Origin of the sequence: Achromobacter sp. Marseille-Q4954 (assembly GCF_943737025.1) — a bacterium.
GTDB classification, from domain to species: domain Bacteria; phylum Pseudomonadota; class Gammaproteobacteria; order Burkholderiales; family Burkholderiaceae_B; genus Achromobacter; species Achromobacter bronchisepticus_A.
In genome coordinates, this window is record NZ_CALSFQ010000002.1 from 1,079,267 (window position 1) to 1,103,787 (window position 24,521).

Here is a 24,521-nt window from a genome sequence, read left to right on the forward strand (position 1 = left end):
GGCCCGCCCGGAACGCGCCCGGCCCCGGGCGGGCCAGCGGCGTCAGCCGCCCGTGGCGACCGCCAGCCGGTCTGCCTCGCCCTCTCCGGCCGCCGCTTGGAAGCGGCCGAAATCCAGGCCGATCCGCACCGCGCCCCAATGTTCCGACCCCAGATAGACCGGAATGGATATGTCATTGACGATTTCGCCCGTATCGCGGGAATAGGTCTGCAGCAGCATTCCGCCGGTATTGGTCGCCAGGCGCAAGCCCACCGGATCATCGAAGATGCGCTTGTTGCGCACCCGCAGGATGTCCTGCTTCGGATCGCCGGTAGGCGCCTGGGAAAAGCGGCGATTGTGGGCCGGCGCGTAACCCCGGCCGTCCACCAGGATCGTGTAGATCCCGCCCGGCACGCCATCCAGCACGCTATCCAGCAGCTGCGTCACCGTCTCGTCGATCTGCCGGTCGTAACTGGTGTGGTAGCGCGCGGGTTCGCTGCCGGGAATGCGCCGGTAGTGGCGGTCGAACACGTCCGCTCCGCGGCTCCTGGCGTCTTCCAGCAGGTTGACGGCGGCATCCCGGAAGGCTTCGAGAGCCTGGGACAGGCCGTCAAAAGCGGTATTGCCGGTGCGCATGTCGGCCAGCACCTCCTGCACGCTTTCCGTCTGGCGGCGGATGCGGTCGATCTCGCCGGACATGTGGCCCACGCGTTTCAACACGTCGGCGCTCAGCGCGGCAATCCGCCCCACCTCTTCGCTCATGCCGTGGTTGGTCGAGTCCACCTCGCCGATGGCCTGAACGACGTCGCCGACCTGGCGGTTCATGCTGTCGAAGTCGCGCACGAAACGCTCAAAGCCTGAGCATGTCCGATCCAGCACTACGCCGGAAGCGTTGACGTCCTCGCGCAGCGTGCCGGTCTGATGCTGGGTCGTCTCCACCAGCTCCAACATCTCGGCGGTATGTCGGCCGATATCGCTGGTGGCCGAGTTCACGCGTTCGGCCAGCCGCCCGACCTCGCTGGCGACCACCGCGAACCCCCTTCCCGCGTCCCCTGCCCGGGCCGCCTCGACCCCGGCGTTCAAGGCCAGGAGCTGAGTCTGCAGGGCGATCTCCTTGATCAGCTTGCTGATGTCGCCGACCGACTGGGCGCGGTCCGTCAGTTGCCCGACCACCTCGGTGAATGAAGCCATCTCCCGCGTCATGCGCTCTACCCGCGCCTTGACGTCCGACAGTTCGGCCAGCGCCTGCTGCGCCGCGTGCAGATTCTGCCCCGACACCTCGGCAATCTCGCGCGCATGGGTGGATGTTGATGTCGACAAGGCGGCGATTTGCGCGCCGCTGGCGGCGAGCGCCTCAGCAGCCCGCGCCTGCTCCTGCGCCAGGATCGAGCAATGGCCCGCCTGGAACTGCGTGCGCGCGGCATTCAGCGCGATTTCTATGCTGGACTGGCGTACGGTCATGATGCGGCTGCGTATGCGCGTCATGAAACCGTACAGCGGCCAAACAGCCGGACTGATGGATAGCGTGCGTTCCGACAGTGTCGCGTCGCCGCGATTGAGCCGCCGCAACAACCGCCACATGCCGCCCAGGCGGAATACGGATCTGGCCATGATCAACCTCCTTGTGCCGGCCCGGATCGCCTTCTATGGGCATCCGTTGCCTGGCGCGCATTGCGCGCCATGATTCACGCTGCACAGCCCCTGATTATTGTTCTGGAGGGGAGTCTATCCATGAGGCGCTCTTTGCGCCCTTAGGGACTACCTTCATGCGGACTACCTTCATGCGCGGCGGCACCACCAGGAAAACGCGCCGCCGGAGACCCTGTCCGGCGGCGCGGCTCCCGGCTAGAAGCCCAGGCTGGCCAGCAGGTCGTCGACCTGATCCTGGCTGGTCACCACGTCGGTCTTGCCTTGCGGACTGATCTGCGGCCCGTTGAGCAGGCTGTTCGCTTCGTCGCGGCGTTCTTGCGGGACGTTGTCCAGCAGCACCTGCAGCAGTTCGCGCTCGATCGCGCCCACCACGTCCATCATGCGCATGATGACCTGGCCCGTGAGGTCCTGGAAATCCTGCGCCATGATGATTTCCATCAGCTGGGATTGCGTCTGCTGCGCCTGTTTCGGCACATCCTGCAGGTAGGCGCGGGTGTCCTTCACCAGTTCGCGCGCCTCGGGCAGTTCCAGGGGCTGGTCGTACCACTGCTGCCAGCGCGCATCCAGCGCCTGCGCCGAACGCGACAGGCCGTCCTGGATGGGACCGGCTTGCTCGGTGGCGTTCAAGACGCGGTTGGCGGCCTGCTCCGTCATCTGCGCCACGTAGCGCAGACGATCGCGGGCGTCGGGAATGGCGTTGGCGGCGTCCTTGATGGCCTGATCCAGCCCCAGCTCGCGCATGCTGTCGCGCAGCATGCGCGTCAGCGACGCGATGCGATGGATCAGGTCGGGGGATTCGCCCGGGCTCTCATGTTCCGTCGTGCTCATGGCTCACCTCAACCGGCGATTTTCTCGAAGATCTTGTTGAGCTTCTCTTCCAGCGTCGCCGCCGTGAAAGGCTTGACCACATAACCGTTGGCGCCGGCCTGGGCCGCGGCAACGATGTTTTCCTTCTTGGCCTCGGCCGTCACCATCAGCACGGGCAGCGAAGCCAGCGCCGCGTCGGCGCGGATCTGCTTGAGCATCTCCAGGCCGTCGAGATTGGGCATGTTCCAGTCGGACACCACGAACTGGAAACCGCCGTTGCGCAGCTTTTCCAGGCCGATGGCGCCGTCTTCGGCTTCATCCACGTTCTCGAAACCCAGCTCCTTGAGCAGGTTGCGGATGATCCGCCGCATGGTGGGGAAGTCATCCACCACCAGAATCTTCAGGCCCTTGTCTACCATCTTCTACTCCAGAAAAAATTTAGCTTGGACCGATCGGGGAGCCTTGCGCGTCAGACGCGGTGCCCGCGATCGCCCAGGCGAGTCAGAATGCGTTCGCTTATCGCCGACAACGAAACCACTTCATCCGCGGCGCCCAAGGCGATCGCTTCGCGGGGCATGCCGAAGACGACGCAACTGGCCTCGTCCTGCGCAATCGTGTGGGCGCCCGCGCGGTGCATGGCCAACATGCCAGCCGCGCCGTCCTTGCCCATGCCGGTCAGGATGACGCCGATGGCGTTCTTGCCGGCGGCGACGGCGGCCGAATTGAACAGCACGTCCACCGACGGACGGTGGCGGTTGACGGGTTCGCTGGCTTCAAGTTCGATCACGTAGTTGGCGCCGCTGCGGCCCAAACGCATGTGCATGTCGCCGCCCGGCGCCAGATACACGTGTCCGGGCAGTACGCGGTCGCCATGCACGGCTTCGCGGACGGTCACGGCGCACAGGGCGTCCAGGCGCTGCGCGAAGGAACGCGTGAAACCCGCCGGCATGTGTTGCGTAATCAGGATGGCCGGGCTGTCGGGCGGCAGCGGCTGCAGCACCTCGCGGATCGCCTCCGTGCCCCCCGTGGACGCGCCGACGATCACCAGTTTTTCCGAGCTGGCCAGCGGGCGGCGCAACATGGGTGCGGGTGCGGCGGGCGCGGCATGCGCCGTGGGCGCGCGCAGCTTGGCGCGCGAGGCGGCGCGTATCTTGTCGGCGATGATCTCGGTATATTCGAGCAGGCCGTCGCGGATGCCCAGCTTGGGTTTGGTGACGAAGTCGATCGCGCCCAGTTCCAAGGCCCGCAGCGTGATTTCGCCGCCGCGTTCGGTCAGCGACGACACCATCACCACCGGCATGGGACGCAGGCGCATCAGTTTTTCAAGGAAATCCAGCCCGTCCATGCGGGGCATTTCCACGTCCAGCGTCAGCACGTCGGGGTTGTGGCGCTTGATGAGTTCGCGCGCCACCAGTGGATCGGGCGCGGTTGCGACCACCTCCATGTCCGGCTGGCTGTTGATGATCTCGGTCATCAGGCCACGCACCAATGCCGAATCGTCCACACACAAAACGCTAATTTTCTTCATTTTTTGCTGCCTCGTCCCGCTCAGGACCTGCCCGCGCATTCATAGACGGTCTGCCCGCGCAGACGAAAATCCCGGCTGATGTAGGTGAAGTTTTCGGAATGGCCGGCAAACAGCAAGCCACCCGGCTTGAGCAGCGGCACAAACCGCTCCAGGATCCTGGCCTGGGTGGGTTTGTCGAAATAGATCATGACGTTGCGGCAGAAGATCACATCGAACTGTTCATTGATCTGCCAAGCCGGCGCCAAGAGATTCAGGGTCTCGTAGCGGACCATGTCAGCGATTTCCGGGCGCACCCGCACCTGCCCTTCGTTGGCGCCGCGGCCCTTCAGAAAGAAACGCCGCAGACGCTCGCCGTCCATTTTGTCCACGCGCTCGGCCGGATAGACTCCAGCCCGCGCGCGGTTGAGCACATTGGTGTCGATATCGGTGGCCAGCACCGAACTTGCGCTGGCCCTGGGGCCCAGCGCTTCCACCAGCGTCATGGCGATCGAATACGGCTCTTCCCCGGTGGAGGCCGCACAGCACCACACCGACACCGGACCGCCACGCCGCTTGGCGAAGTCGGCCAGGATGGGAAAGTGATGGGCTTCGCGGAAGAAAGCGGTCAGGTTGGTCGTCAATGCGTTGACGAAATCTTCCCACTCGGCCGCATTCGGCTCATTTTCCAGCTGGTCCAGATAGCTGCCGAAATCCTGCATGCCCAGCGCACGCAGGCGCCGGGCCAAGCGGCTGTAGACCATTTCGCGCTTGTGCGTGCCCAACGAAATGCCCGCGTAGGCGTGGATCATCTTGCGCACGCGCGAAAAGTCCGCATCGCGAAAATCGAATTGGCGTTCCACCGAAATGGACGGCGCCTGGGTTGCCGCTGCTGTAGCCACTGCTATCCTCAGTGCCCAAGCGCAAGCGCGTCAGGCGCCTGCAAACGTGTATCGTCGCCGGAAGAACGCGCCGACGACAGGCGCTGGGCCGGAACTTCGATGACCTCGCCCGCATTGATCTTGAACACGGATACCGCTTCGGCCAGGCGTTGTGCCTGTTCCTGCAGGGAACCCGCGGCAGCCGCCGCCTCTTCCACCAGCGCCGCGTTCTGCTGGGTCACCTCGTCCATCTGCGACACGGCGCGGTTCACCTGATCGATGCCGCTGGACTGTTCTTCCGACGCCGCCGAGATCTCGCCCATGATGTCCGTCACACGCTTCACCGAAGCCACGATTTCCTGCATCGTCGAGCCAGCGCGCTCCACCTGCTGCGAACCCGCGCCGACCTTGGTCACGGAGTCCTCGATCAAACCCTTGATTTCCTTGGCTGCCTGGGCGCTACGTTGCGCCAGCGAGCGCACTTCGCCCGCCACTGCGAAACCCTTGCCTTGCTCACCGGCGCGCGCCGCTTCCACCGCCGCGTTCAGCGCCAGAATATTGGTCTGGAAGGCGATGCCGTCGATCACCGATACGATCTCGGAGATCTTGCGCGAGCTGGCCGAGATTTCCTGCATGGTGCTGACCACTTCCGACACCGCCGAACCGCCGCGCTCAGCCACGTCCGAGGCGCTGGCCGCCAGCTGGTTGGCCTGGCGCGCATTGTCTGCGTTCTGCTTGACGGTCGAGGCCAACTCTTCCATCGAGGCCGCGGTTTCCTCCAGCGAGGCAGCCTGCTGCTCGGTGCGACTGGACAGGTCCGTATTCCCCGCCGCGATCTCGTGCGAGCCGACGTTGATCTCATCCACCCCGCGGCGCACCGACGCCACGGTGCGCGTCAGGCTTTCCTGCATGCGCTTCAACGCGGCGAACAACTGGCCGATTTCGTTGGTATTGCGCACGTCCACGCGGGCAGTGAGGTCGCCACCGGCGATGCGGTCGAAATGATGACCGGCTTCCTTCAACGGCAGCAGCACGCGGCGGCGCAGGAACACGTAGGTGGCAAACACCAGCAACGCGGCGATCACGCCGCCAGCCGCTACCGCCATCAGGACGAACTGGTAACGCACCTGCGCCACCTCGTGGGCATCCAGCGTCTTGCTGGCGCGCCAGAAGTCAAAGCCTTCGATGGCTCGTGCGTAGCGTCCCTCGAGCGCGTCCTGTACCGTCTGGACCTGCTTCTGGTAGGCGGGCATGTCCGCCTTTTCCAGGGCGGCCACCAGCGGCGCCAGTCCTTGCCGGACCAGCGCGTCATAAGATTCGTCGATTTCCTTCAGGGCATCGGCCGCTTCGGCCGGCCGGGCCAGGCTCTTGTAATACTCGTACTCGGCCTGCCCCTTGTTCATGGAGGCCTTGGCGCGCTCCAGCAAGCCGGCCGCCTCGGATGACAGACCCTGGGTCAGCAAGGTCGGCTGCCCCACGCTCTTCACGATGTCAGCATAGTTGGCCGCAGCCGCGCGGCCCAGGCCGGTCATGGAGTCCTTGTAGCTGGAAACCACACGGCCGACCGCATCATCCAGCTCTTGCGATTGCTTGATCTGCGCCAGAGTGCCATTGCTGATGCGCAGGGACAGCACGCCCAGCGCGGCCCCTATCACCAACATGAATGAGAAAAACGCCAGCACCCACAACAGGCTGCTGCGTATCGTCATGTTTGCGAAGAACTTGCGAATCACAAGAACCACTCCCAGATTGAAGTCGTTAAAGGAAAGCGCCACATTGGGTTCAATATGGCGCTTCTACCTCCCAAGCAGGCCGTTCCGATCAGGACGCGGCCTTCTCCACCAGCGCCATTTCGTCGCTGGTCATCATTTTTTCAATATCCACCAGGATCAGCATGCGCTCGTCCACCGTGCCCAGACCCGTCAGGTACTCGGTGGACAGGGTTGCGCCAAACTCCGGCGCCGGGCGGATCTGCCCCAAATTGAGCATCAACACATCAGACACGCCATCCACCACGATGCCGACGACGCGGCGATCGAGGTTGAGAATGATGACCACGGTCTGTTCGTTGTACTCGACGCGCCCCAGATTGAACTTGATGCGCAGGTCGACGATAGGCACGATGATGCCGCGCAGATTTGTCACGCCCTTGATGAACGGCGGCACATTCGCGATGCGCGTGACCGAATCGGCGTCGTAGCCGCGGATCTCCTGCACCTTCAGGATATCGATGCCGTACTCTTCGTCGCCCAGCGTAAAGACCAGGAACTCGCTGCCGACATCTTCCTTGCGTCGGGCTTGCGTTTGCGGGTTAGCTGCCATGAGGTTTATTTCTCCGTCAATTCAGAATGGCTTCGGGCTGCGACCAACGCTCGCGGTTGGCGCGCGCAAGCGCAAATACGTCGACAATCAAGGCCACGCTGCCATCGCCCAGGATGGTGGCGGCGGAAATGCCCGGCACCTTGCGGTAATTCGATTCCAGATTCTTCACCACGACCTGGTGCTGGCCGATCAGGTGATCCACCAGCAGCGCAAAACGGCGGTCTTCGGCCTGCATGATGACCGCGATGGCCTGCGTGGGATCGGTCTGGGCGTCACCGACCGAAAACACCCGGTGCATCTCAACCAGCGGCAGGTACTCGCCGCGCACGTGCATCACACGCTCATTGCCCGCCACCGAGTAGATCTGGTCATTGGTGGGCTGCAGCGATTCGGTTACGTGATTCAGCGGCAGGATGAAGGTCTCCTCGCCGACGCGCACCGACATGCCGTCCAGAATGGCCAGCGTCAGCGGCAGGACGATGCGCGTCGTGGTGCCGTTGCCCGGCTCGCACGACAGCTGCACGTGGCCGCCCATGTCCTGGATGTTCCGGCGCACCACGTCCATGCCCACGCCGCGGCCGGAGATATCCGTCACCTTTTCGGCGGTGGAGAAGCCCGGCGCGAAGATCAGTTGCCAGATTTCGTCGTCCGGCGAATTCTCGTTGACCGGCAGGCCCTGGGCGATTGCCTTTTTCAGAATTTTGTCGCGGTTCAGCCCGCCGCCGTCGTCGCTGACTTCAATGACGATGTTGCCGCCGTTATGCTGGGCGGACAGCACCAGTTGCCCGACGGGGTCCTTGCCAGCGGCAACGCGCTTTTCGGGCGTCTCGATGCCATGGTCCAGGCTGTTGCGCACCAGGTGCGTCAGCGGATCGATGATGCGTTCGATCAGGCTCTTGTCCAATTCCGTCGCGCGGCCGTGGGTCTGCAGTTCGATCTGCTTGCCCATCTTGCTGGCGATGTCGCGCACCAGGCGCGGGAAGCGGCTGAACACGTAGTCCATCGGCATCATCCGGATGGACATGACCGCTTCCTGCAGGTCGCGGGCATTGCGCTCAAGCTGTTCCATGCCATTGAGCAGGCGGTCGTGCAGCACCGGATCCAGGGTGGAAGCGGTCTGCGCCAGCATGGCTTGGGTGATGACGAGTTCGCCCACCAGGTTGATGACCTGGTCGACCTTCTCGACGCCGACGCGGATCGAGGTGGATTCCTTGTCCGCGTGCGCCGGGGCCGCCGCGGCAGGCCGCGCCACGCGGGCGGATTGTGTGATGGCCTCGGCGGCCGCGGCCGACTCGGCCACGGCGGGCGCTTCGGCTACCGTAGGCGCAGGGGCTGGCGCAGGCGTCGCGGCCGCAACCGGCGCTGCAGCCTGCGTCACGCCCGCCGGAGCGGCTTCGCGGCTGATTTCCAGCTGGTCGCCGTCGACGATGAAGCAGCATACGGCCTCGATATCGTCCGGCGTGCAGGTGCTGTCCATCCATACGGTCAGGGCGCCGTCGGCGCGTTCGCTGGCCTTGACGTTGCCGAGATTGCCCATTTCCTCGAGCAGGGAGGCGGCGTCCTTGTCCGAAACCTTGGTGATCCGCACACGCAGAGGCAGGCTGCCCGCTTCCGCGGCCGGCGCTTGCGCTGCGGGCTCGGGGGCAGGCGCCGGGGCAACCACCGGTGCGGGGGCCGGAGCCGGCGCTGCCACGGCTGCAGGGGCCTCGGCCGGCGCGGCTGCCGCGGCGGGATCCTTATGCTCCAGCGCAAGCTGCCTCAGTACGGCGCAGATACGCTCAAACACGGCTTCATCGGGCTCTTCGGAGGCCCGATAGGCATCCAGTTGGCTTTTGAGCACGTCTTTTGTTTCCAAGAAAATATCGATCATGTCCGTGCGCAGCGCCATTTCGCCGCGACGGATCGCATCCAGGAGGTTTTCCAGCAAATGGGTCGTGCCCGCCAGCTGCGTGAAACAGCCGAACGTGGCCGCCCCGCCCTTGATCGAGTGGGCGGCGCGGAAGATCGCGTTGAGCTGTTCGATGTCGGGCGCGCCCACATCCAGCTCGAGCAGCAGCTGCTCCATTTGCGCGAGCAGCTCGTCCGCCTCGTCGAAAAAGGTCTCGTAAAACTGACTGAGGTCCAAACCAGAACTCATGACCCGTACGCCTTCAAAAATGAACTTGCTTACGCGCCGGCCTGCTCGTCGAGCAGTTCAGACGCCAATTCCACCAGCACATCAGGATCGACCGGCTTGGAGAGCCAGCCACAGACCCCCAGATCCCGGGCGGCCATCTTGCTGTCCACGTCGTCCTCGGTGGTCAACACCAGCACCGGCACGTCCAGGTACTCGTCTTCCTGGCGCAGTCCCTGGATCAGCTCCAGGCCGCCCATGACCGGCATGTTCCAGTCGCTGACCACCAGATCCACCGGGTGGCTCTTGGCCAATTCCAGCGCTTCCTGGCCATTGCCGGCCGTCAGGACTTTCCATCCCGCGCCCGTCAACGTCGCCTGGACGATCATGCGCATCGTCGCCGAGTCGTCCGCCACAAGAATCGTTGCAGCCATTGCTATCGAACCCCTTCCGCGGGCGGGTTGCTCTCCGCCTCGCCTGGTTTGGTTGCCGTCGTGGCCTGGGCCGCGGCTTGCGCCGCTTCCACTGCCGTTCCTACCTCGCGGGCATCCTTGGCGCTGACGTCCGCAGCCGCGGCGTTCTCGCTTTCGATGCGCCGCTGGGTGCTCTGATTGAGCACCACAAGGCTGATACGTCTATTAACGGCCGCATACGGGTCATCTTTAACCAGACTCATGCTGGACGACAGCCCCTGGATGCGCAGGACCTTGCTTTCGTTCATGCCGCCCGCCACCAGCTCCTGGCGCGACGCGTTGGCGCGGTCGGCCGACAGCTCCCAGTTGCTGTAGGCACGCTCTCCGCGGGCGTACTGCGAGGCGTCGGTGTGACCGGAGATGCTGACCTTGTTGGGCAATTCGTTCAGGACCGGGCCCAGTTCCCTGAGGATGTCGCGCATGTAGGGCTGCACTTCCGCGCGGCCGGTGGCGAACATCGGACGGTTCTGGTTGTCGATGATCTGGATACGCAGGCCTTCGGTGGTCAGGTCGATCAGCAGTTGCGGCCTGAACGTTTTCAGCACCGGACTGGTCTCTATGACGTTTTCGATGCGCTTCTTCAGGTTTTCCAAGCGATGCTGTTCGCGACGCTCGGCGTCGCCCATGGGTTGGGCCTCGACACGGTTTCCCTGCGCACGGCGCACGTCGCCCTCGCTGCGCAGCGGGTCTCGGCCGCCGCCAGGCACCGCGCTGGTCTCGGCCGAGCTGCTGGGCCCGCCCGCGATGGCAACGCGCAGCGGCATGCGGAAATACTCCGCGATGCCCTTGAGTTCCTCGCGCGGCACGATGCTGATCAGCCACATCACCAGGAAGAACGCCATCATCGCGGTGATGAAGTCGGCGTACGCGATCTTCCAGCTGCCCCCGTGGTGCCCCCCGCCATGCCCCCCCTTCTTGCGGCGGATCACCACGCGGTGATTGTTTACCGTACTCATGGCCCGCTCCGTCAGGCCTTGCCGGTCGTGGCGGACTTGGCTTGCCGAACGTGCTCTTCCAGCTCACCAAAGGTCGGGCGCACAGCCGAGAACAGCACCTTGCGGCCGAATTCCACCGCCAACTGGGGCGGGTAGCCATTCATGCTGGCCAACAGCGTGGTCTTGATGCACTCCAGGACCTTGGTGGCCTCGTCGCTTCGGCGATCGATGCGCGAGGCCAGAGGACCGACAAAGCCGTAAGCCAGCAGAATACCCAGGAACGTGCCCACCATGGCCTTGGAAATCAGGTCGCCCAGGATCGCCGGAGGCTGGTCCACGGCGGCCAGCGCCTTGATCACGCCCAGCACGGCGGCCACGATACCGAAGGCCGGCAGGCCGTCGGCCATTTGCTGCAGGGCGCGCACGGGAACTTCGCGCTCATGGCGGTAGGTTTCGATTTCCTCGTCCATGAGCGTCTCGATTTCAAACGAGCTCATGTTGCCGCTGATCATGATGCGCAGGTAGTCCGTGATGAACTCCATCAGCTTGGCGTCTTTGGCGATACGGGGATATTCGCTGAAGATCGGACTGGATTCCGGGTCTTCGATATGCGATTCGATGGCCATGAGGCCCTCGCGGCGCGCCTTGTTCAGCAACACATACAGGAGCGCCATCAGCTCCATGTACACGTCCTTGCCGTAGCGCGAGCTTTTCAAGGCGTCGGGCAAGGCGGCCTTGACCAGCATCAGCGACTTTTTGCTGTTGCTGGCGAGGAAGGCGCCGAAAGCCGCCCCAAAAATCAGCGTGAGCTCGAACGGCTGGTATAGCGCGCCCAAATGGCCGCCCAGCGCTATGAAGCTGCCGACGACCGACACGGCCACCACGAGAAAACCGATAACAATCAACACATCAGGCCCCTGCCAACGAAGTCTAAAACTGGCGTCAATGATCCCCTGTTCCCCTCGACCCAAAAAGGCGGGTTACGGGGGGTTTTCCAGGGCTTTTGATGTATTTGAATACCGCCGGTCAGAGCCGGGCGGCATTCGCAACGGGTGCGGGGCGGGTGCCGGAGCGCGTCTTGGCCGCAGCGCGCGTCTTGCCGGCGCGGGGTGGCGGCCGGCAGATCGCGCACACGAAATCCGACTGGGGATCGTGCGCATGGGCGATGAAATGCCCCCCGCACTGGCGGCAGGCGGACATTTGCAGCATGCCGCTATCGAAAAAACGCACCAGCATCCAAGCGCGCGTGAAGCTCAGGACGGGCTCTGCGCCTTCAGCGGCATCGGTGCCGGCGTTTTCGAGATAGAGGCGATAGGCGTCGATGGTGGCGCGTATGCCTTTGCTGCTGGTACGCGTATTCAGGAACGAATACACGTTGTAGAAGAGCGAGGAATGGATGTTCGGCAGCCAGGTCATGAACCAGTCAACCGAAAAGGGCAGCATGCCCTTGGGTGGCGAGCAGCCGCGGATTTCGCGGTACAGGCGTGCCAGGCGGTCGTGGCTGAGGCTGGTTTCAGCCTCCAGCACCTGCAGCCGGGCTCCCAAAGTGATCATGGAGCTGGCTAGCAGAATGTCATCCGCTTCCTGCGAAACGCTCTTGGTGGCCATTACACGTGCTTCCGGATGGAATGATCAGGCCGTCAGGCCAATTCTTCGACAGGCTGCTTGGCCAGCAGGATGGTGGCGTGCGCTTGCTGCAACGCACCGCCCAGAACGTCATGGGTCAGCGCGGACAGCAGGCTGTAATCATCAAAGCGGAACCGGCACAGCAGCGAGCTGGAGCTGGCCAGCTTGACCAGCTGAGCAGGCGAAAGACGCATCAGGATATCGGCAACTTCGTTGCTGAATCCAAGGCGGAACATCGATGCCGCGTAATCGTCCCGCAACATACGTTGCGCCAGTAACAAATATGACAGATTCACTTCGCGAATGTCTGTCAGCAATGAATTTTCGACTTGTTGCACGCCCAACTCCCTATTCCCTATCCCGCCGACGGGGGCTTGTGTAAGCAAAAGCACCGGAATTCCAATGCTCTTCTGTCAGATACGCCTCGCATTGATGCGAAATGTATCATTTATTCGCAATTTAAGTAAAATTTACCACACTCAATGTTAGTTTCTATAACTTATATGACAGATCTTTGTTGATGTTGCTCAAAGTACCAAATTAGATACACCTTGACATATAGGATCCCTCTGAAAGTGCGCCAATCAGGCAAATAAGCATTCAAAACATTGCGTACTTTGAGGAATGAAACGGTGTTGTTTGCCGACAATGGCAACTTGCAGATCACTAAATCCACCTAGCTTCAGCGCCGCCGCGCGTTTGTCGACAATGTCGCAAATTGACAACAACAGACCACGCGCCACGATGGACACCGCCCGACACTCCCGCAATGCCTCACGCAGATGACAGCCTGGTCGAATATGCCCCGCTAGTGCGGAAGCTGGCCCTGCAATTGCTCGCCCGGCTACCCGCCAGCGTAGAACTCGACGACCTGATCCAAGCCGGCATGATCGGCCTGCTCGATGCCGTGCGCCGCTACCAGGAAACAGCCGACGCCCAGTTCGAGACCTACGCCACCACCCGCATCCGCGGCGCGATGCTGGACGAGTTGCGCGGACAAGATTGGCTGCCCCGCAGCGTGCGCGCCAAGGCGCGCAAGATCGAGCAGGCCATCCAACAGCTCGAACAACGTTTGATGCGCGCGCCGACCGAGGCCGAAATCGCGCAGCAGCTCGATATGCCGCTGGGCGACTACCAATCGCTGCTGCACGACGCCCAGGGCGTGCAGATCGTGCACTACGAAGACTTCACCACCGAGCCCGACTCGGCTGGCGGTCAATCCGACTGGGCGGCCACCCTGAACCATGGCGCGGCCGGCGGCAACCCGCTGGATTCGCTGCTGGCCGGGGACTTCCGCCAGGCGCTGATCCACGCGATCGACGCCCTGCCCGAGCGCGAAAAACTGCTGCTGTCGCTCTGCTACGAGCAAGGACTGAACCTGAAGGAAATCGGCGCGATCCTGAATGTGACCGAGGCCCGGGTGTGCCAGCTGCGGTCGCAGGCGACGGCGCGGATACGGGCGAAGCTGAAGGAACAGGCTTGGCAGGAGCTGCCCCAGGACGGGCAGATTGCGCAGGTGATATAGAAGGAGGTCGGGCGGCGAGACACCTTTGCCGCACGCCTCTAGCCACGAAAGACTCTCTCAACACAGCGGACGCACCTGGCGTCCGTTTCTCATTGCGCGACGCATAAAGAGACCAAGGATAGAGAACTGAGGGCATGCGTTGTCTGCCAGCGTCCAAGGACCAACGTCTTTACATTAAGGCCGCCGCCGCAGCGGCAGTTGCCGGACCCAGGTCGGATGTCCGCCCTATCCAACCGGATAGAAGAAAAATGTCGACTTTCGCGAATTAGCGCTAAAGATTGATTTTGGACTGCCGTAATCCTGGCAACGGAGAGATTCCCAGACACAACGTCGACGAACTTTCCCGTTAACACCAGTGGGCGGCCTTGCTGCCCAGTTTGAAGAAGCCTTTCTCTCTCGGGAGCCTCACATGGCAGTCATCAATACCAACTACCTGTCCCTGGTTGCACAGAACAACCTGACCAAGTCGCAATCGTCCCTGGGCAGCGCCATCGAGCGCCTGTCGTCGGGCCTGCGCATCAACAGCGCCAAGGACGACGCCGCTGGCCAAGCCATCGCCAACCGCTTCACCGCCAACGTCAATGGCCTGACCCAAGCCGCCCGCAACGCCAACGACGGCATCTCGATCGCCCAAACGACCGAAGGCGCCCTGAGCGAAATCAACAATAACCTGCAGCGCGTCCGTCAGTTGTCGGTGCAAGCTGTCAGCGGCACCAACTCCCCCTCCGACCTGCGCTCGATCCAGGACGAAATCCAGCAACGCCTGGATGAAATCGACCGAGTGTCGGCCCAAACGCAATTCAACGGCGTGAAGGTCCTGTCGGCCGACAACAAGCTGACGATCCAAGTTGGCGCCAACGACAACGAAACCATCAGCATCGACTTGAAGCAGATCACCGCCGGCACGCTGGGCCTGGGCAGCTTCAGCGTTGCGGGTCCGACTGTCAATGCAGCTGGCGCGATCACGGATGCGACTGGCGCTGCTGCTGGCAACGTGGCTGCTGCCGACTTCAAGAAAGTCTTCGGTAACGATACCCAATTCACGGCATCTTCGGTTGCCTTCGGCTCCGGCGCTCAGGCGGACTTCGCCCAGAAGCTGGGTGTCGACTCGGGCAGCATTACGCTCGGCGCCAACCTGAAGTCCGATGGCCGCGGCAACTGGTACGCCACCGTGACCGTAAACCCCGGCTCGGACACTGAAGTCGAAAACCTGAAGAGCCGTGGCATCACGGTCGGCGCGGATGGCAAGGCACTGGTGTCTGGCACTGGCTCCGATTTCTACATCGCCGTGAACCCGCAGTCGACGACCTCGACGGGTGTCGCCACTGCAGCATACACGCTCAACACCAGCGACCTCAGCGTTGCCTCGTTGACCACCGGCTCCACCGCCAACCCGCTGGCCAAGCTGGACAAGGCCCTGTCGGACGTCGACTCCCTGCGCGGTGAACTGGGCGCTGTTCAGAACCGTTTCGAATCGACGATCGCCAACCTGAACAACACCATCACCAACCTGTCCGCCGCCCGTTCGCGTATTCAAGACGCCGACTACGCCACGGAAGTGTCGAACATGACCAAGGCCCAGATCCTGCAACAGGCTGGCACCTCGGTTCTGGCGCAAGCCAACCAAGTTCCGCAAACCGTTCTGTCGCTGCTGCGCTAATCACGCCGCAACGCCTGACGGTCGGGCAGACGCAGGGCCTCTGGCCCTGCCCTCCCGGCACCGACTGAGGCCCTCACGCCCTAGTCGAGACCAACAAGCCGGCATCCGCCGGCTTGTTTCTTTTTCAGCCGACTTGTCGCTCGCGCTCCATGCCGGCGCAATTTGTTCACCGCGTCCATGAAAGTGGATCAACCCGGCAACGATTCGGACCTGGCGCCGAACCGGCATACCCCCAGTCCCAATCAAACCCCTTTTTTTCGGACTGTTCCCCTTTTTCACTTCCTCCGATTGCCTCATACTCGCGGCTGCACGTTTTTGTATCCATAGTTTTCACAACATGACCGCGACGCCTCCCGATCCACTCGCTACGCAGCACGGCAGCACTCCGGATCCCGATACCCAGGCGCCGATGGACGAGCAGACCCTGCGTCTGCGCGAAGAAAACCGCGCCTTGCGCGAGTTGCTGGTTGCACAGGCGCAGGCCGCGCCCGCTCCGCAGGAACCCGGTCCGCTGCGGCGGATGTTCTGGTGGTTGATATCGGCCCCCGGCGCGGCGCTGGTCCGCTGGCGCGCGCTGGTGGGACGCGAAGACGCCCGGCCGATCACGGGTAGGCGCGTGGGATATGCCACGCTGACCGTGCTGTATACGCTGGCGATCTACGGCGCGCTGGTGCTGCTGGTGGTGTCGTGGAGTTCGCCGAATACGACCGTTTCGGGCGCCACGGCTGCCGGCCCGGTACGGATACCGCTCACGCCGGCGCCGCCCCAGTCCGGTGAACCCGTACCCGCTCAACCCGAACTGCCGTCGGGTGTGGTGCCGATGCATGTTCCGGATGCCGATTCGCGTTCGAGTTCCGAGCCACGGTCGGGTTGGACAGACCCCCAACCTGAGCCCAACCCAGCCCTGGAAACCACGCCTGCCGAACCGCAGCCTGCCCCGCGCGCGCAGGGCGAGCACGCAGCGGCAACGAACACGGCAGACGCGACAAGCGCCGCACCCAGATCGACCCTGCGCGTTACCGAAATCCCCGCCGAAGATCCCATGGCCTGGGTCGAAGCGCTGAAAGGCGAATTGGCGCATTGCGCAACGCTGGGGTTCTTTGAGCGCCCTGACTGCGCCTGGGCCGCGCGCAAGCAGTTTTGTGAGCAGAATCGCGCGTGGGGCGCCATCAAGGAATGCCCCAACCGGCCCTAAGCGCGCCGGTTTTCATTCAAGGCTGCGGTCGCCTCGACCGCACCGGATCTTCATTTGAAAATTGAACCAGGCGTGAACCCGGCCCGGTCTGCGCGGGCCGGCATCCACGTCACGCCGGCATAGGTTGGCAGTCCGCCCCCCCTAGCGCGGCCAGTGCTGAATCCATCCATCTCTGCCAGAACACAGGCCTATGAACCTCTATCCTGCCTGCTGCGCAGCGTTTTCACCCGCAGCCATGGCAAGGCCCACTCGCTCACTTTTCGTGCGCACATCCCTGCGTGCCAAATCGTTCGGCCGAGCCGTTCAATGCTCGATGGATAGCATCCAGCGCTTGTTGTTTATATCTGAACGGATATAATTATGGACAGGAAGATACTGCTTTGGGAAGGCAGCAGCAAGAAGGACTTCAAGAAGTTCCCGATCGAAGTCCAGAAGGATCTGGGCGTGGCGCTGTTCATCGTGCAGTTGGGTGGCACGCCGGTCTCGGCCAAGCCGTGGAAAGGACTGGGCTCGCGAGTGTATGAACTGGTCGATGACTATCTCGGCGATACGTTTCGAGCTGTGTATACCGTGCGAGTGGGTGATGCCGTCCACGTGTTGCATGCTTTCCAGAAGAAATCAAAATCCGGCATAGCCACGCCGCAACCGGACATCGGGCTCATCGAAAGACGTTTGAAGGCGGTACTGGCCCGGCACGAGTCCGACAGGAGCAAGCAATGACACGCAATGATCATTCCCCAGGCACTGACAACGTATTGCTGGACCTCGGTTTCGAGGACGCCGAAGAACTGTCAGCCAAGGCTGCGCTCGCGCTCAAGATCAATGAACTGATCGATCAGCGCGGCCTCAGCCAGCTTGAAACCGCTGCGCTTACGGGCATGACCCAGCCCAAGGTTTCGCAGATTCGGCGCTACAAATTGCAGAACATCTCGCTGGAGCGCTTGATGCGGGCCTTGGTATCGCTGGACCAGCATGTGAAGATCGTGGTGGAGCCTGCGCGACGGGCGCATGTGCCGGGAATCACGGTCGCTGCGTGAATATTGGCTTACATCGCGACGAATTCCGTGCATCCGCGCACCGTCCGCGCGATAATCCGACGTCGGCTTAAGCCGCTTTCCAAACACTAGGACACCCCGAGCATGGACGCATCGATCAGCAACACCGTCAATACCGCCCTGGCTTTGCAGGACGCGAATGTCATGCAGGAAGTGCAGGTCCGCGTGCTGAAGAAGGCACTCAATGCGCAAGCGGATACGGCCTTGACGCTGATGCAGTCGCTGCCGGTGCTGGCCGTGGACGGCACGCTGGGTTCGCGCATCGACACGCACGCCTGAACACCGCGCCGTAGGCGCACAAAAAAAGCGCCGGGTCCCTATCCAGGGCCGGCGCTTTTGCATTGCGCGGGCGGCATGGCCGCCCTTGCGCATTACTTCTTCTTCATCGGCGGCAAGTCGGTGCAGACGCCTTCCGCGACTTCGGCAGCCATGCCCACCGATTCACCCAGGGTCGGGTGCGGGTGGATGGTCTTGGCGATGTCGACGACGTCGGCGCCCATCTCCACGGCCAGGGCCAGTTCGCTGATCAGGTCGCCGGCGTGGGTGCCGACGATGCTGCCGCCCAGGATGCGATGCGTTTCAGCGTCAAAGATGAGCTTGGTGAAGCCTTCGTCGCGGCCATTGGCGATGGCGCGGCCGGAGGCGGCCCAGGGGAACACGCCCTTCTCGATCTTGATGCCCTGCTTCTTGGCCTCGTCTTCGGTCAAGCCGACCCAGGCCACTTCCGGATCGGTGTAGGCCACCGACGGAATGACGCGGGCGTCGAAGAAGGACTTCTGGCCTGCGGCGGCTTCGGCGGCGACGTGGCCTTCGTGCACGGCCTTGTGCGCCAGCATGGGCTGGCCGACGATGTCGCCGATGGCGTAGATGTGCGGCACGTTGGTGCGCATCTGGCGATCGACCTCGATGAAGCCGCGGTCGGTCACGGCAATGCCAGCCTTGTCAGCGCCGATTTTCTTGCCGTTGGGGCTGCGGCCCACTGCCTGGAGAACCAGGTCGTAGCGCTGCGGCTCCTTGGGCGCGCCTTCGCCTTCGAAGCTGACGTAGATGCCATCCTTCTTGGCTTCGGCGCCCACGGTCTTGGTCTTCAACATGATGTTGTCGAAGCGGTAGGCGTTCTTCTTCTGCCATACCTTGACCAGGTCGCGGTCGGCGCCCTGCATCAGGCCGTCCAGCATTTCGACCACGTCCAGGCGCGCGCCCAGCGTGGAGTACACCGTGCCCATTTCCAGGCCGATGATGCCGCCGCCGATGATGAGCATCTTCTTGGGGACTTCACGCAGCAGCAAGGCGCCGGTGGAATCGACGATGCGGTCGTCCTGGGGCAGGAACGGCAGCTTCACCGACTGGCTGCCGGCGGCGATGATGGCTTGCTTGAAGCGCAGGGTCTGGGTCTTGCCGTCGGCGGCCTTGACGGTCAGGTGGTTGGCGTCGGCGAACTCGCCCACGCCATGCACCACGGTGACCTTGCGCGCCTTGGCCATGCCGGCCAGGCCACCGGTCAGCTTGGCGACCACGCTGTCCTTGTAGCCGCGCAGCTTGTCCAGGTCGATCTTGGGCTCGCCGAAGCTGATGCCGTGGGCGGCCAGTTCGCGGGCTTCGTCGATGACGGCGGCGTTGTGCAGCAGCGCCTTGGACGGAATGCAGCCGACGTTCAGGCAGACGCCGCCCAGCGTGTCGTAGCGTTCCACCAGGACCACGGACAGGCCCAGGTCGGCGGCGCGGAAGGCGGCGGAGTAGCCGCCGGGGCCGGCGCCCAGCACCAGCATGTCGTACTCGCCGTCGGCCGAGCCCTTGAAGCTGGCTGCGGCAGGCGCGGCCGCCGCAGCGGGAGCCGCCTGCTTGGGCGCCTCGGCGGCAGCCTTGGGGGCTTCCTTGGCGGCCGGTGCGGCGGCGGCACCCGAGGCTGCCGCGTCCACTTCCAGCACGACCGTGCCTTCGGCGACCTTGTCGCCGACCTTCACGTTGATGGACTTCACCACGCCGCCCTGCGACGCGGGGATTTCCATGGAGGCCTTGTCGGACTCGACGGTGATCAGGCTTTGTTCAGCCTTGATCGTGTCGCCCACCGCCACCAGCACTTCGATGACTTCCACTTCCTTGAAGTCGCCGATGTCCGGCACTTTGATTTGAACGGTATTGCTCATGGGGCTCCCCGTTTACAGCGCGATGCGGCGGAAGTCGGCCAGCAAGGCGCCCAGATAGGCGTTGAAGCGCGCGGCGGAGGCGCCGTCGATGACGCGGTGGTCGTACGACAGCGACAGCGGCACGATCAGGCGCGGCACGAACTGCTTGCCGTCCCACACGGGCTTGTGTGCGGAGCGCGACACGCCCAGGATCGCCACTTCAGGGGCGTTGATGATGGGCGTGAACGAGGTGCCGCCGATGCCGCCCAGGGACGAGATCGAGAAGCAGCCGCCCTGCATTTCGGCGGGCGAGATCTTGCCGTCGCGCGCCTTCTTGGACAGGTCGGTCATTTCCTGGGCGATCTGCAGGATGCCCTTCTTGTCGGCATCGCGGATCACCGGCACTACCAGCCCGTTGGGCGTGTCGGCGGCGAAGCCGATGTGGTAGTACTGCTTGAGCACCAGGTTGTCGCCGTCCAGCGAGGCGTTGAACTCGGGGAACTTCTTCAGGGCCGCGACCACGGCCTTGATCAGGAAGGCCAGCATCGTGACCTTGATGCCCGACTTCTCGTTTTCCTTGTTCAGCGTGACGCGCAGCGCTTCCAGGTCGGTGATGTCCGCTTCGTCGTTGTTGGTGACGTGCGGGATCATGACCCAGTTGCGGTGCAGGTTCGCGCCGGAGATCTTCTTGATGCGCGACAGCGGCTTGGCTTCGATCGGGCCGAACTTGGTGAAGTCGACCTTGGGCCACGGCAACAGGCCCAGCGCGGCGCCATCGGCCGAACCGCCCGTAGCGGCCACCGGACCGGCGGCGAGCGCCTGCTTGACGAAGCCGCGCACGTCGTCGGCGGTGATGCGGTCCTTGGGACCGGAGCCCTTGACCTTGCTCAGGTTGACGCCCAGTTCGCGCGCGAACTTGCGCACCGACGGCGACGCGTGCGGCAGCTGGCCCGGCTTGAGGTTGGCGTCTTCGAGCGCGGCGGCCGGAGCCGGACGCTGCGCGGCAGGCGCAGGCGCTTCGGTCTTGGCGACGGGCGCGGCAGCGGCTTCCGCCTTGGCGGCCGGGGCGGGGGCCGCGGCGGCAGCGGCGGCGGGCGCGGCGCCCTCCACCACGACCACGACCGAGCCCTTGGCGACCTTGTCGCCGACCTTGACCTTCACTTCCTTGACCACGCCGCCTTGCGAGGCGGGGATTTCCATCGAGGCTTTGTCGGACTCGACGGTGATCAGGCTTTGCTCGGCCTTGATGGTGTCGCCCACGGCGACCATGACTTCGATGACTTCGACTTCCTTGAAGTCGCCGATGTCGGGCACTTCGATGTTCACCGGACCGCTGGAGGCGGCCGGCGCAGCGGCGGCAGCGGCCGGCTGCGCGGCAGCCTTGGCTTCGGCCTTGGGAGCCTCTTCCTTGGCCGGGGCGGCCGCGCGGGCCGCAGCTTCGCCCGCGCCTGACGCTTCCACTTCCAGCACGACCGTGCCTTCGGCAACCTTGTCGCCCACCTTGACGCTGATCGACTTCACCACGCCGCCTTGCGACGCGGGAATCTCCATCGAGGCCTTGTCGGATTCGACGGTGATCAGGCTTTGTTCGGCCTTGATCGTGTCGCCCACCGCCACCAGCACTTCGATGACTTCCACTTCCTTGAAGTCGCCGATGTCGGGAACCTTGATTTGCACGATGTTGCTCATGTCTCTTTACCCTCAGGCGTATTGCGGGTTGGCTTTGTTCGGATTGATGCCGTACTTCTTGATGGCTTCAGCCACCTTGGCAACCGGCACCTTGCCTTCGTCGGCCAGCGCGCGCAGCGCGGCGACCACGACGAAGTGGCGGTCCACTTCGAAGTGCTCGCGCAGCTTCGAGCGGAAATCCGAGCGGCCGAAACCGTCGGTGCCCAGCACCTTGTATTCGCGGCCCTTGGGCACGAACGGGCGGATCTGGTCGGCGAAGAGCTTCATGTAGTCGGTCGACGCGATGATCGGGCCTTCCGTCTTGGCCAGCTGTTCCGTGACGTAAGCCACCTGCGGCTTCTTTTCGTCGGGGTGCAGCATGTTGTGGCGTTCGGCGTCCAGGCCGTTGCGGCGCAGTTCCGTGAAGCTGGTGACGCTCCAGAGGTCCGAAGCCACGCCCCAGTCGGCTTCCAGCAGTTCTTGCGCGGCCATGACTTCGCGCAGGATGGTGCCCGAGCCCATCAGCTGCACGCGGTTCTTGCCCTTGCCGTGCGACTTGAGCTTGTACATGCCCTTGATGATGCCTTCCTCGTCGCCCTGGGTCAGACCGGGCTGCGGGTAGTTTTCGTTCATCACCGTCAGGTAGTAGTAGACGTTTTCCTGGTCTTCCACCATGCGCTTCAAGCCATGCTGGATGATCACGGCCAGTTCGTGGCCGAAGGTCGGGTCGTACGAGACGCAGTTCGGGATGGTGGACGCCAGGATGTGGCTGTGGCCGTCTTCGTGCTGCAGGCCTTCGCCGTTGAGCGTGGTGCGCCCGGCGGTGCCGCCCAGGAGGAAGCCGCGCGCCTGCATGTCGCCGGCGGCCCAGGCCAGGTCGCCGATGCGCTGGAACCCGAACATCGAGTAGTAGATGAAGAACGGGATCATGATGCGGTTGTTCGAGGAGTACGACGTGGCCGCCGCAATCCAGGAGCTCATCGCGCCCGCTTCGTTGATGCCTTCCTGCAGGAGCTGGCCGTCGGCCGCTTCCTTGTAGTACATGACCTGGTCCTTGTCGACCGGGGTGTACTTCTGGCCTTCCGGCGCGTAGATGCCGATCTGGCGGAACAGGCCTTCCATGCCGAAGGTACGCGATTCGTCGGCCAGGATCGGCACGACGCGCGGACCCAGCTCCTTGTCGCGCAGCACCTGGTTCAGGATACGCACGAAGGCTTGGGTGGTGGAGATTTCACGGCCTTCGGCGGTGGGTTCCAGCACGGCCTTGAAGGCGTCCAGGGCGGGAGCCTTGAGGTGCTCGTCGGCCTTGGCGCGGCGGCGCGGCAGATAGCCGCCCAGCGCGGCGCGGCGCTCGTGCAGGTACTTCATTTCGGGCGAGTCTTCGGCCGGCTTGAAGTACGGCAGGTCGGCCAGCTGGTCGTCCGGAATGGGGATGCCGAAACGGTCGCGGAATTCGCGGATCGAGTCCAGCTCCAGCTTCTTCTGCTGGTGGGTCGGGTTCTTGGCCTGGCCGACGTGGCCCATGCCGTAGCCCTTGATGGTCTTGGCCAGGATGACGGTGGGCTGGCCCTCGTGGGTGGCGGCGGCGTTGAACGCGGCGTACACCTTGTGCGGGTCATGGCCGCCGCGGTTCAGGCGCCAGATGTCTTCGTCGCTCATGCGCGACACGGCTTCCAGCAGCTTCGGATGCTTGCCGAAGAAGTGTTCGCGCACGAACTTGCCGTCGTTGGCCTTGTACGCCTGGTACTCGCCGTCGACGGTGTCTTCCATGATCTTGCGCAGGATGCCTTCCTTGTCGTGCGCCAGCAGCGGATCCCAGTAGCCGCCCCAGATCAGCTTGATCACGTTCCAGCCCGAGCCGCGGAAGTCGCCTTCGAGTTCCTGGATGATCTTGCCGTTGCCGCGCACCGGACCGTCCAGGCGCTGCAGGTTGCAGTTGATGACGAAGATCAGGTTGTCCAGCTTTTCGCGGGCAGCCAGGGCGATGGCGCCCAGCGATTCGGGTTCGTCCATTTCGCCGTCGCCGCAGAACACCCAGACCTTGCGCTTGCTGGTGTCGGCGATGCCGCGGGCGTGCAGGTACTTCAGGAAGCGGGCCTGGTAGATGGCCATCAGCGGGCCCAGGCCCATCGACACCGTCGGGAACTGCCAGAAGTCCGGCATCAGCTTCGGATGCGGGTACGAGGACAGGCCCTTGCCGTCCACTTCCTGGCGGAAGTGGTTCAGCTGGTCTTCGGTCAGGCGGCCTTCGAGGTAGGCGCGGCCGTACATGCCGGGCGACGTGTGGCCCTGGAAGTAGACCAGGTCGCCGCCGTGGTTTTCGTCTTCGGCGTGCCAGAAATGGTTCTGGCCGCAGCCGATCATGGTGGCCAGCGAGGCGAAGGAGGCGATGTGGCCGCCCAGGTCGCCGCCGTCCGGCGGGTTGTGCTTGTTGGCCTTGACCACCATGGCCATGGCGTTCCAGCGCACGTACGAGCGGATGCGCGATTCCAGCTCCAGGTTGCCCGGGTGGGCCGGCTCCAGGCCGGGGGGAATCGTGTTGACGTAGGCGGTGTTGGGCGAGAACGGGATATGCGCGCCGGAACGGCGGGCTTCGTCGATCAGGCGTTCGAGCAGATAGTGGGCGCGCTGCGGTCCTTCACGATCAAGGACAGCCGCCAGGGCTTCGAGCCACTCCTGGGTTTCAAGGGTGTCTTCGTCGTTGGCAGCCTGTACGGCGCCAGCCTGGGCGTAAGAGGACATCGTGTGTCTCCTGTTGGATTGTTCGTGACCGCACCCGCTTACTTATCTACTCGCGGACCTTGCATGGTAGCCGGGATCATCCGGGCTACCATGCAAGGCATGGGGTCGGGTTGTTCTAGAGACCTGCTACTGGGTCGGTTCCCTATCAGCGGGCATTCTAAGAAAGAAGGTTAACCGGTCGCAAGCAAAATTTCATGTTGCGGTACGGCATTTCATAATACGAAAAATTTAAAGCAAGCTGAACGCTTTGGCGTCATACT

At 63.5% G+C, this 24,521-nt stretch carries 23 protein-coding genes; 6 read left to right on the plus strand and 17 right to left on the minus strand.

Annotated elements, in window-relative coordinates; all coding sequences use genetic code 11:
* Positions 1-42 precede the first annotated feature (42 nt).
* The 14 genes from NGK62_RS23025 to NGK62_RS23090 all read right to left on the minus strand — a co-directional run bounded on the left by NGK62_RS23025 (position 43) and on the right by NGK62_RS23090 (position 13,042).
* On the minus strand, positions 43-1,590 hold the full coding sequence (locus tag NGK62_RS23025) for a methyl-accepting chemotaxis protein (RefSeq protein ID WP_223283474.1): 1,548 nt from the start codon (positions 1,588-1,590) through the stop codon (positions 43-45).
* Between the two features lie 234 nt (positions 1,591-1,824).
* Positions 1,825-2,457 carry a protein phosphatase CheZ gene (gene cheZ / locus NGK62_RS23030; protein ID WP_054456663.1) on the minus strand — a complete coding sequence of 211 codons (633 nt, stop codon included), beginning with the start codon at positions 2,455-2,457 and terminating at the stop codon, positions 1,825-1,827.
* Positions 2,458-2,465: 8 nt separating this feature from the next.
* Positions 2,466-2,855: a chemotaxis response regulator CheY gene (gene cheY / locus NGK62_RS23035; protein WP_013393379.1), complete on the minus strand. Its 390-nt coding sequence runs from the start codon at positions 2,853-2,855 to the stop codon at positions 2,466-2,468.
* A 50-nt stretch (positions 2,856-2,905) separates the two neighbouring features.
* On the minus strand, positions 2,906-3,964 hold the full coding sequence (locus tag NGK62_RS23040) for a protein-glutamate methylesterase/protein-glutamine glutaminase (RefSeq protein WP_059374430.1): 1,059 nt from the start codon (positions 3,962-3,964) through the stop codon (positions 2,906-2,908).
* 20 nt (positions 3,965-3,984) lie between these two features.
* The gene (locus NGK62_RS23045) at positions 3,985-4,842 is read right to left on the minus strand and encodes a CheR family methyltransferase (RefSeq protein ID WP_118934090.1); all 858 of its coding nucleotides are present in this window, start codon (positions 4,840-4,842) and stop codon (positions 3,985-3,987) included.
* An 8-nt stretch (positions 4,843-4,850) separates the two neighbouring features.
* Positions 4,851-6,551 carry a methyl-accepting chemotaxis protein gene (locus tag NGK62_RS23050; protein WP_251880941.1) on the minus strand — a complete coding sequence of 567 codons (1,701 nt, stop codon included), beginning with the start codon at positions 6,549-6,551 and terminating at the stop codon, positions 4,851-4,853.
* Positions 6,552-6,642: 91 nt separating this feature from the next.
* A complete protein-coding gene (cheW, locus tag NGK62_RS23055) occupies positions 6,643-7,143 on the minus strand; it encodes a chemotaxis protein CheW (RefSeq protein WP_059374423.1) in 501 nt (166 codons plus the stop codon).
* Positions 7,144-7,159: 16 nt separating this feature from the next.
* Positions 7,160-9,280: a chemotaxis protein CheA gene (gene cheA, locus NGK62_RS23060; RefSeq protein WP_251880522.1), complete on the minus strand. Its 2,121-nt coding sequence runs from the start codon at positions 9,278-9,280 to the stop codon at positions 7,160-7,162.
* Between the two features lie 29 nt (positions 9,281-9,309).
* Positions 9,310-9,690, minus strand: a complete 381-nt coding sequence (locus NGK62_RS23065) for a response regulator (protein ID WP_054456659.1) — start codon at positions 9,688-9,690, stop codon at positions 9,310-9,312.
* A gap of 2 nt (positions 9,691-9,692) precedes the next feature.
* A complete protein-coding gene (gene motB, locus NGK62_RS23070; RefSeq protein ID WP_118934086.1) occupies positions 9,693-10,685 on the minus strand; it encodes a flagellar motor protein MotB in 993 nt (330 codons plus the stop codon).
* Positions 10,686-10,696: 11 nt separating this feature from the next.
* On the minus strand, positions 10,697-11,572 hold the full coding sequence (gene motA / locus NGK62_RS23075; RefSeq protein WP_059374415.1) for a flagellar motor stator protein MotA: 876 nt from the start codon (positions 11,570-11,572) through the stop codon (positions 10,697-10,699).
* A gap of 118 nt (positions 11,573-11,690) precedes the next feature.
* On the minus strand, positions 11,691-12,272 hold the full coding sequence (gene flhC / locus NGK62_RS23080) for a flagellar transcriptional regulator FlhC (protein ID WP_251880524.1): 582 nt from the start codon (positions 12,270-12,272) through the stop codon (positions 11,691-11,693).
* A gap of 32 nt (positions 12,273-12,304) precedes the next feature.
* Positions 12,305-12,628 (minus strand): flagellar transcriptional regulator FlhD, encoded by a 324-nt coding sequence (flhD, locus tag NGK62_RS23085; RefSeq protein ID WP_013393369.1) that lies wholly within the window; start codon positions 12,626-12,628, stop codon positions 12,305-12,307.
* A gap of 246 nt (positions 12,629-12,874) precedes the next feature.
* On the minus strand, positions 12,875-13,042 hold the full coding sequence (locus tag NGK62_RS23090) for a hypothetical protein (protein ID WP_251880527.1): 168 nt from the start codon (positions 13,040-13,042) through the stop codon (positions 12,875-12,877).
* A 17-nt stretch (positions 13,043-13,059) separates the two neighbouring features.
* Here NGK62_RS23090 and NGK62_RS23095 point away from each other — a divergent pair, with 17 nt between their 5' ends.
* From NGK62_RS23095 to NGK62_RS23120, 6 genes are all read left to right on the plus strand, one after another.
* Complete coding sequence (locus NGK62_RS23095) at positions 13,060-13,815, plus strand: RNA polymerase sigma factor FliA (RefSeq protein WP_251880529.1); 756 nt, start codon at positions 13,060-13,062, stop codon at positions 13,813-13,815.
* A gap of 409 nt (positions 13,816-14,224) precedes the next feature.
* Entirely contained in the window at positions 14,225-15,475 is a 1,251-nt protein-coding gene (locus NGK62_RS23100; RefSeq protein ID WP_251880531.1) for a FliC/FljB family flagellin, read from the plus strand.
* A gap of 337 nt (positions 15,476-15,812) precedes the next feature.
* Positions 15,813-16,670 (plus strand): hypothetical protein, encoded by an 858-nt coding sequence (locus NGK62_RS23105; protein WP_251880533.1) that lies wholly within the window; start codon positions 15,813-15,815, stop codon positions 16,668-16,670.
* 360 nt (positions 16,671-17,030) lie between these two features.
* Positions 17,031-17,390 carry a type II toxin-antitoxin system RelE/ParE family toxin gene (locus NGK62_RS23110; RefSeq protein WP_502803036.1) on the plus strand — a complete coding sequence of 120 codons (360 nt, stop codon included), beginning with the start codon at positions 17,031-17,033 and terminating at the stop codon, positions 17,388-17,390.
* Positions 17,387-17,707: a helix-turn-helix domain-containing protein gene (locus tag NGK62_RS23115; protein ID WP_251880536.1), complete on the plus strand. Its 321-nt coding sequence runs from the start codon at positions 17,387-17,389 to the stop codon at positions 17,705-17,707. Before NGK62_RS23110 ends, NGK62_RS23115 begins: the two co-directional genes overlap by 4 nt.
* Before the next feature lie 102 nt (positions 17,708-17,809).
* Complete coding sequence (locus tag NGK62_RS23120) at positions 17,810-18,004, plus strand: YjfB family protein (protein WP_059374406.1); 195 nt, start codon at positions 17,810-17,812, stop codon at positions 18,002-18,004.
* A 92-nt stretch (positions 18,005-18,096) separates the two neighbouring features.
* Here the strand turns inward: NGK62_RS23120 and lpdA are convergent, their stop codons facing one another.
* Genes lpdA through aceE form a run of 3 tightly spaced genes read right to left on the minus strand, consistent with a single transcriptional unit; the run spans position 18,097 to position 24,261 of the window.
* On the minus strand, positions 18,097-19,872 hold the full coding sequence (lpdA, locus tag NGK62_RS23125; protein ID WP_251880538.1) for a dihydrolipoyl dehydrogenase: 1,776 nt from the start codon (positions 19,870-19,872) through the stop codon (positions 18,097-18,099).
* 12 nt (positions 19,873-19,884) lie between these two features.
* Positions 19,885-21,540 carry a dihydrolipoyllysine-residue acetyltransferase gene (gene aceF, locus NGK62_RS23130; protein ID WP_251880540.1) on the minus strand — a complete coding sequence of 552 codons (1,656 nt, stop codon included), beginning with the start codon at positions 21,538-21,540 and terminating at the stop codon, positions 19,885-19,887.
* Between the two features lie 12 nt (positions 21,541-21,552).
* Positions 21,553-24,261: a pyruvate dehydrogenase (acetyl-transferring), homodimeric type gene (gene aceE / locus NGK62_RS23135; RefSeq protein ID WP_059374398.1), complete on the minus strand. Its 2,709-nt coding sequence runs from the start codon at positions 24,259-24,261 to the stop codon at positions 21,553-21,555.
* Between the last annotated feature and the right edge of the window lie 260 nt (positions 24,262-24,521).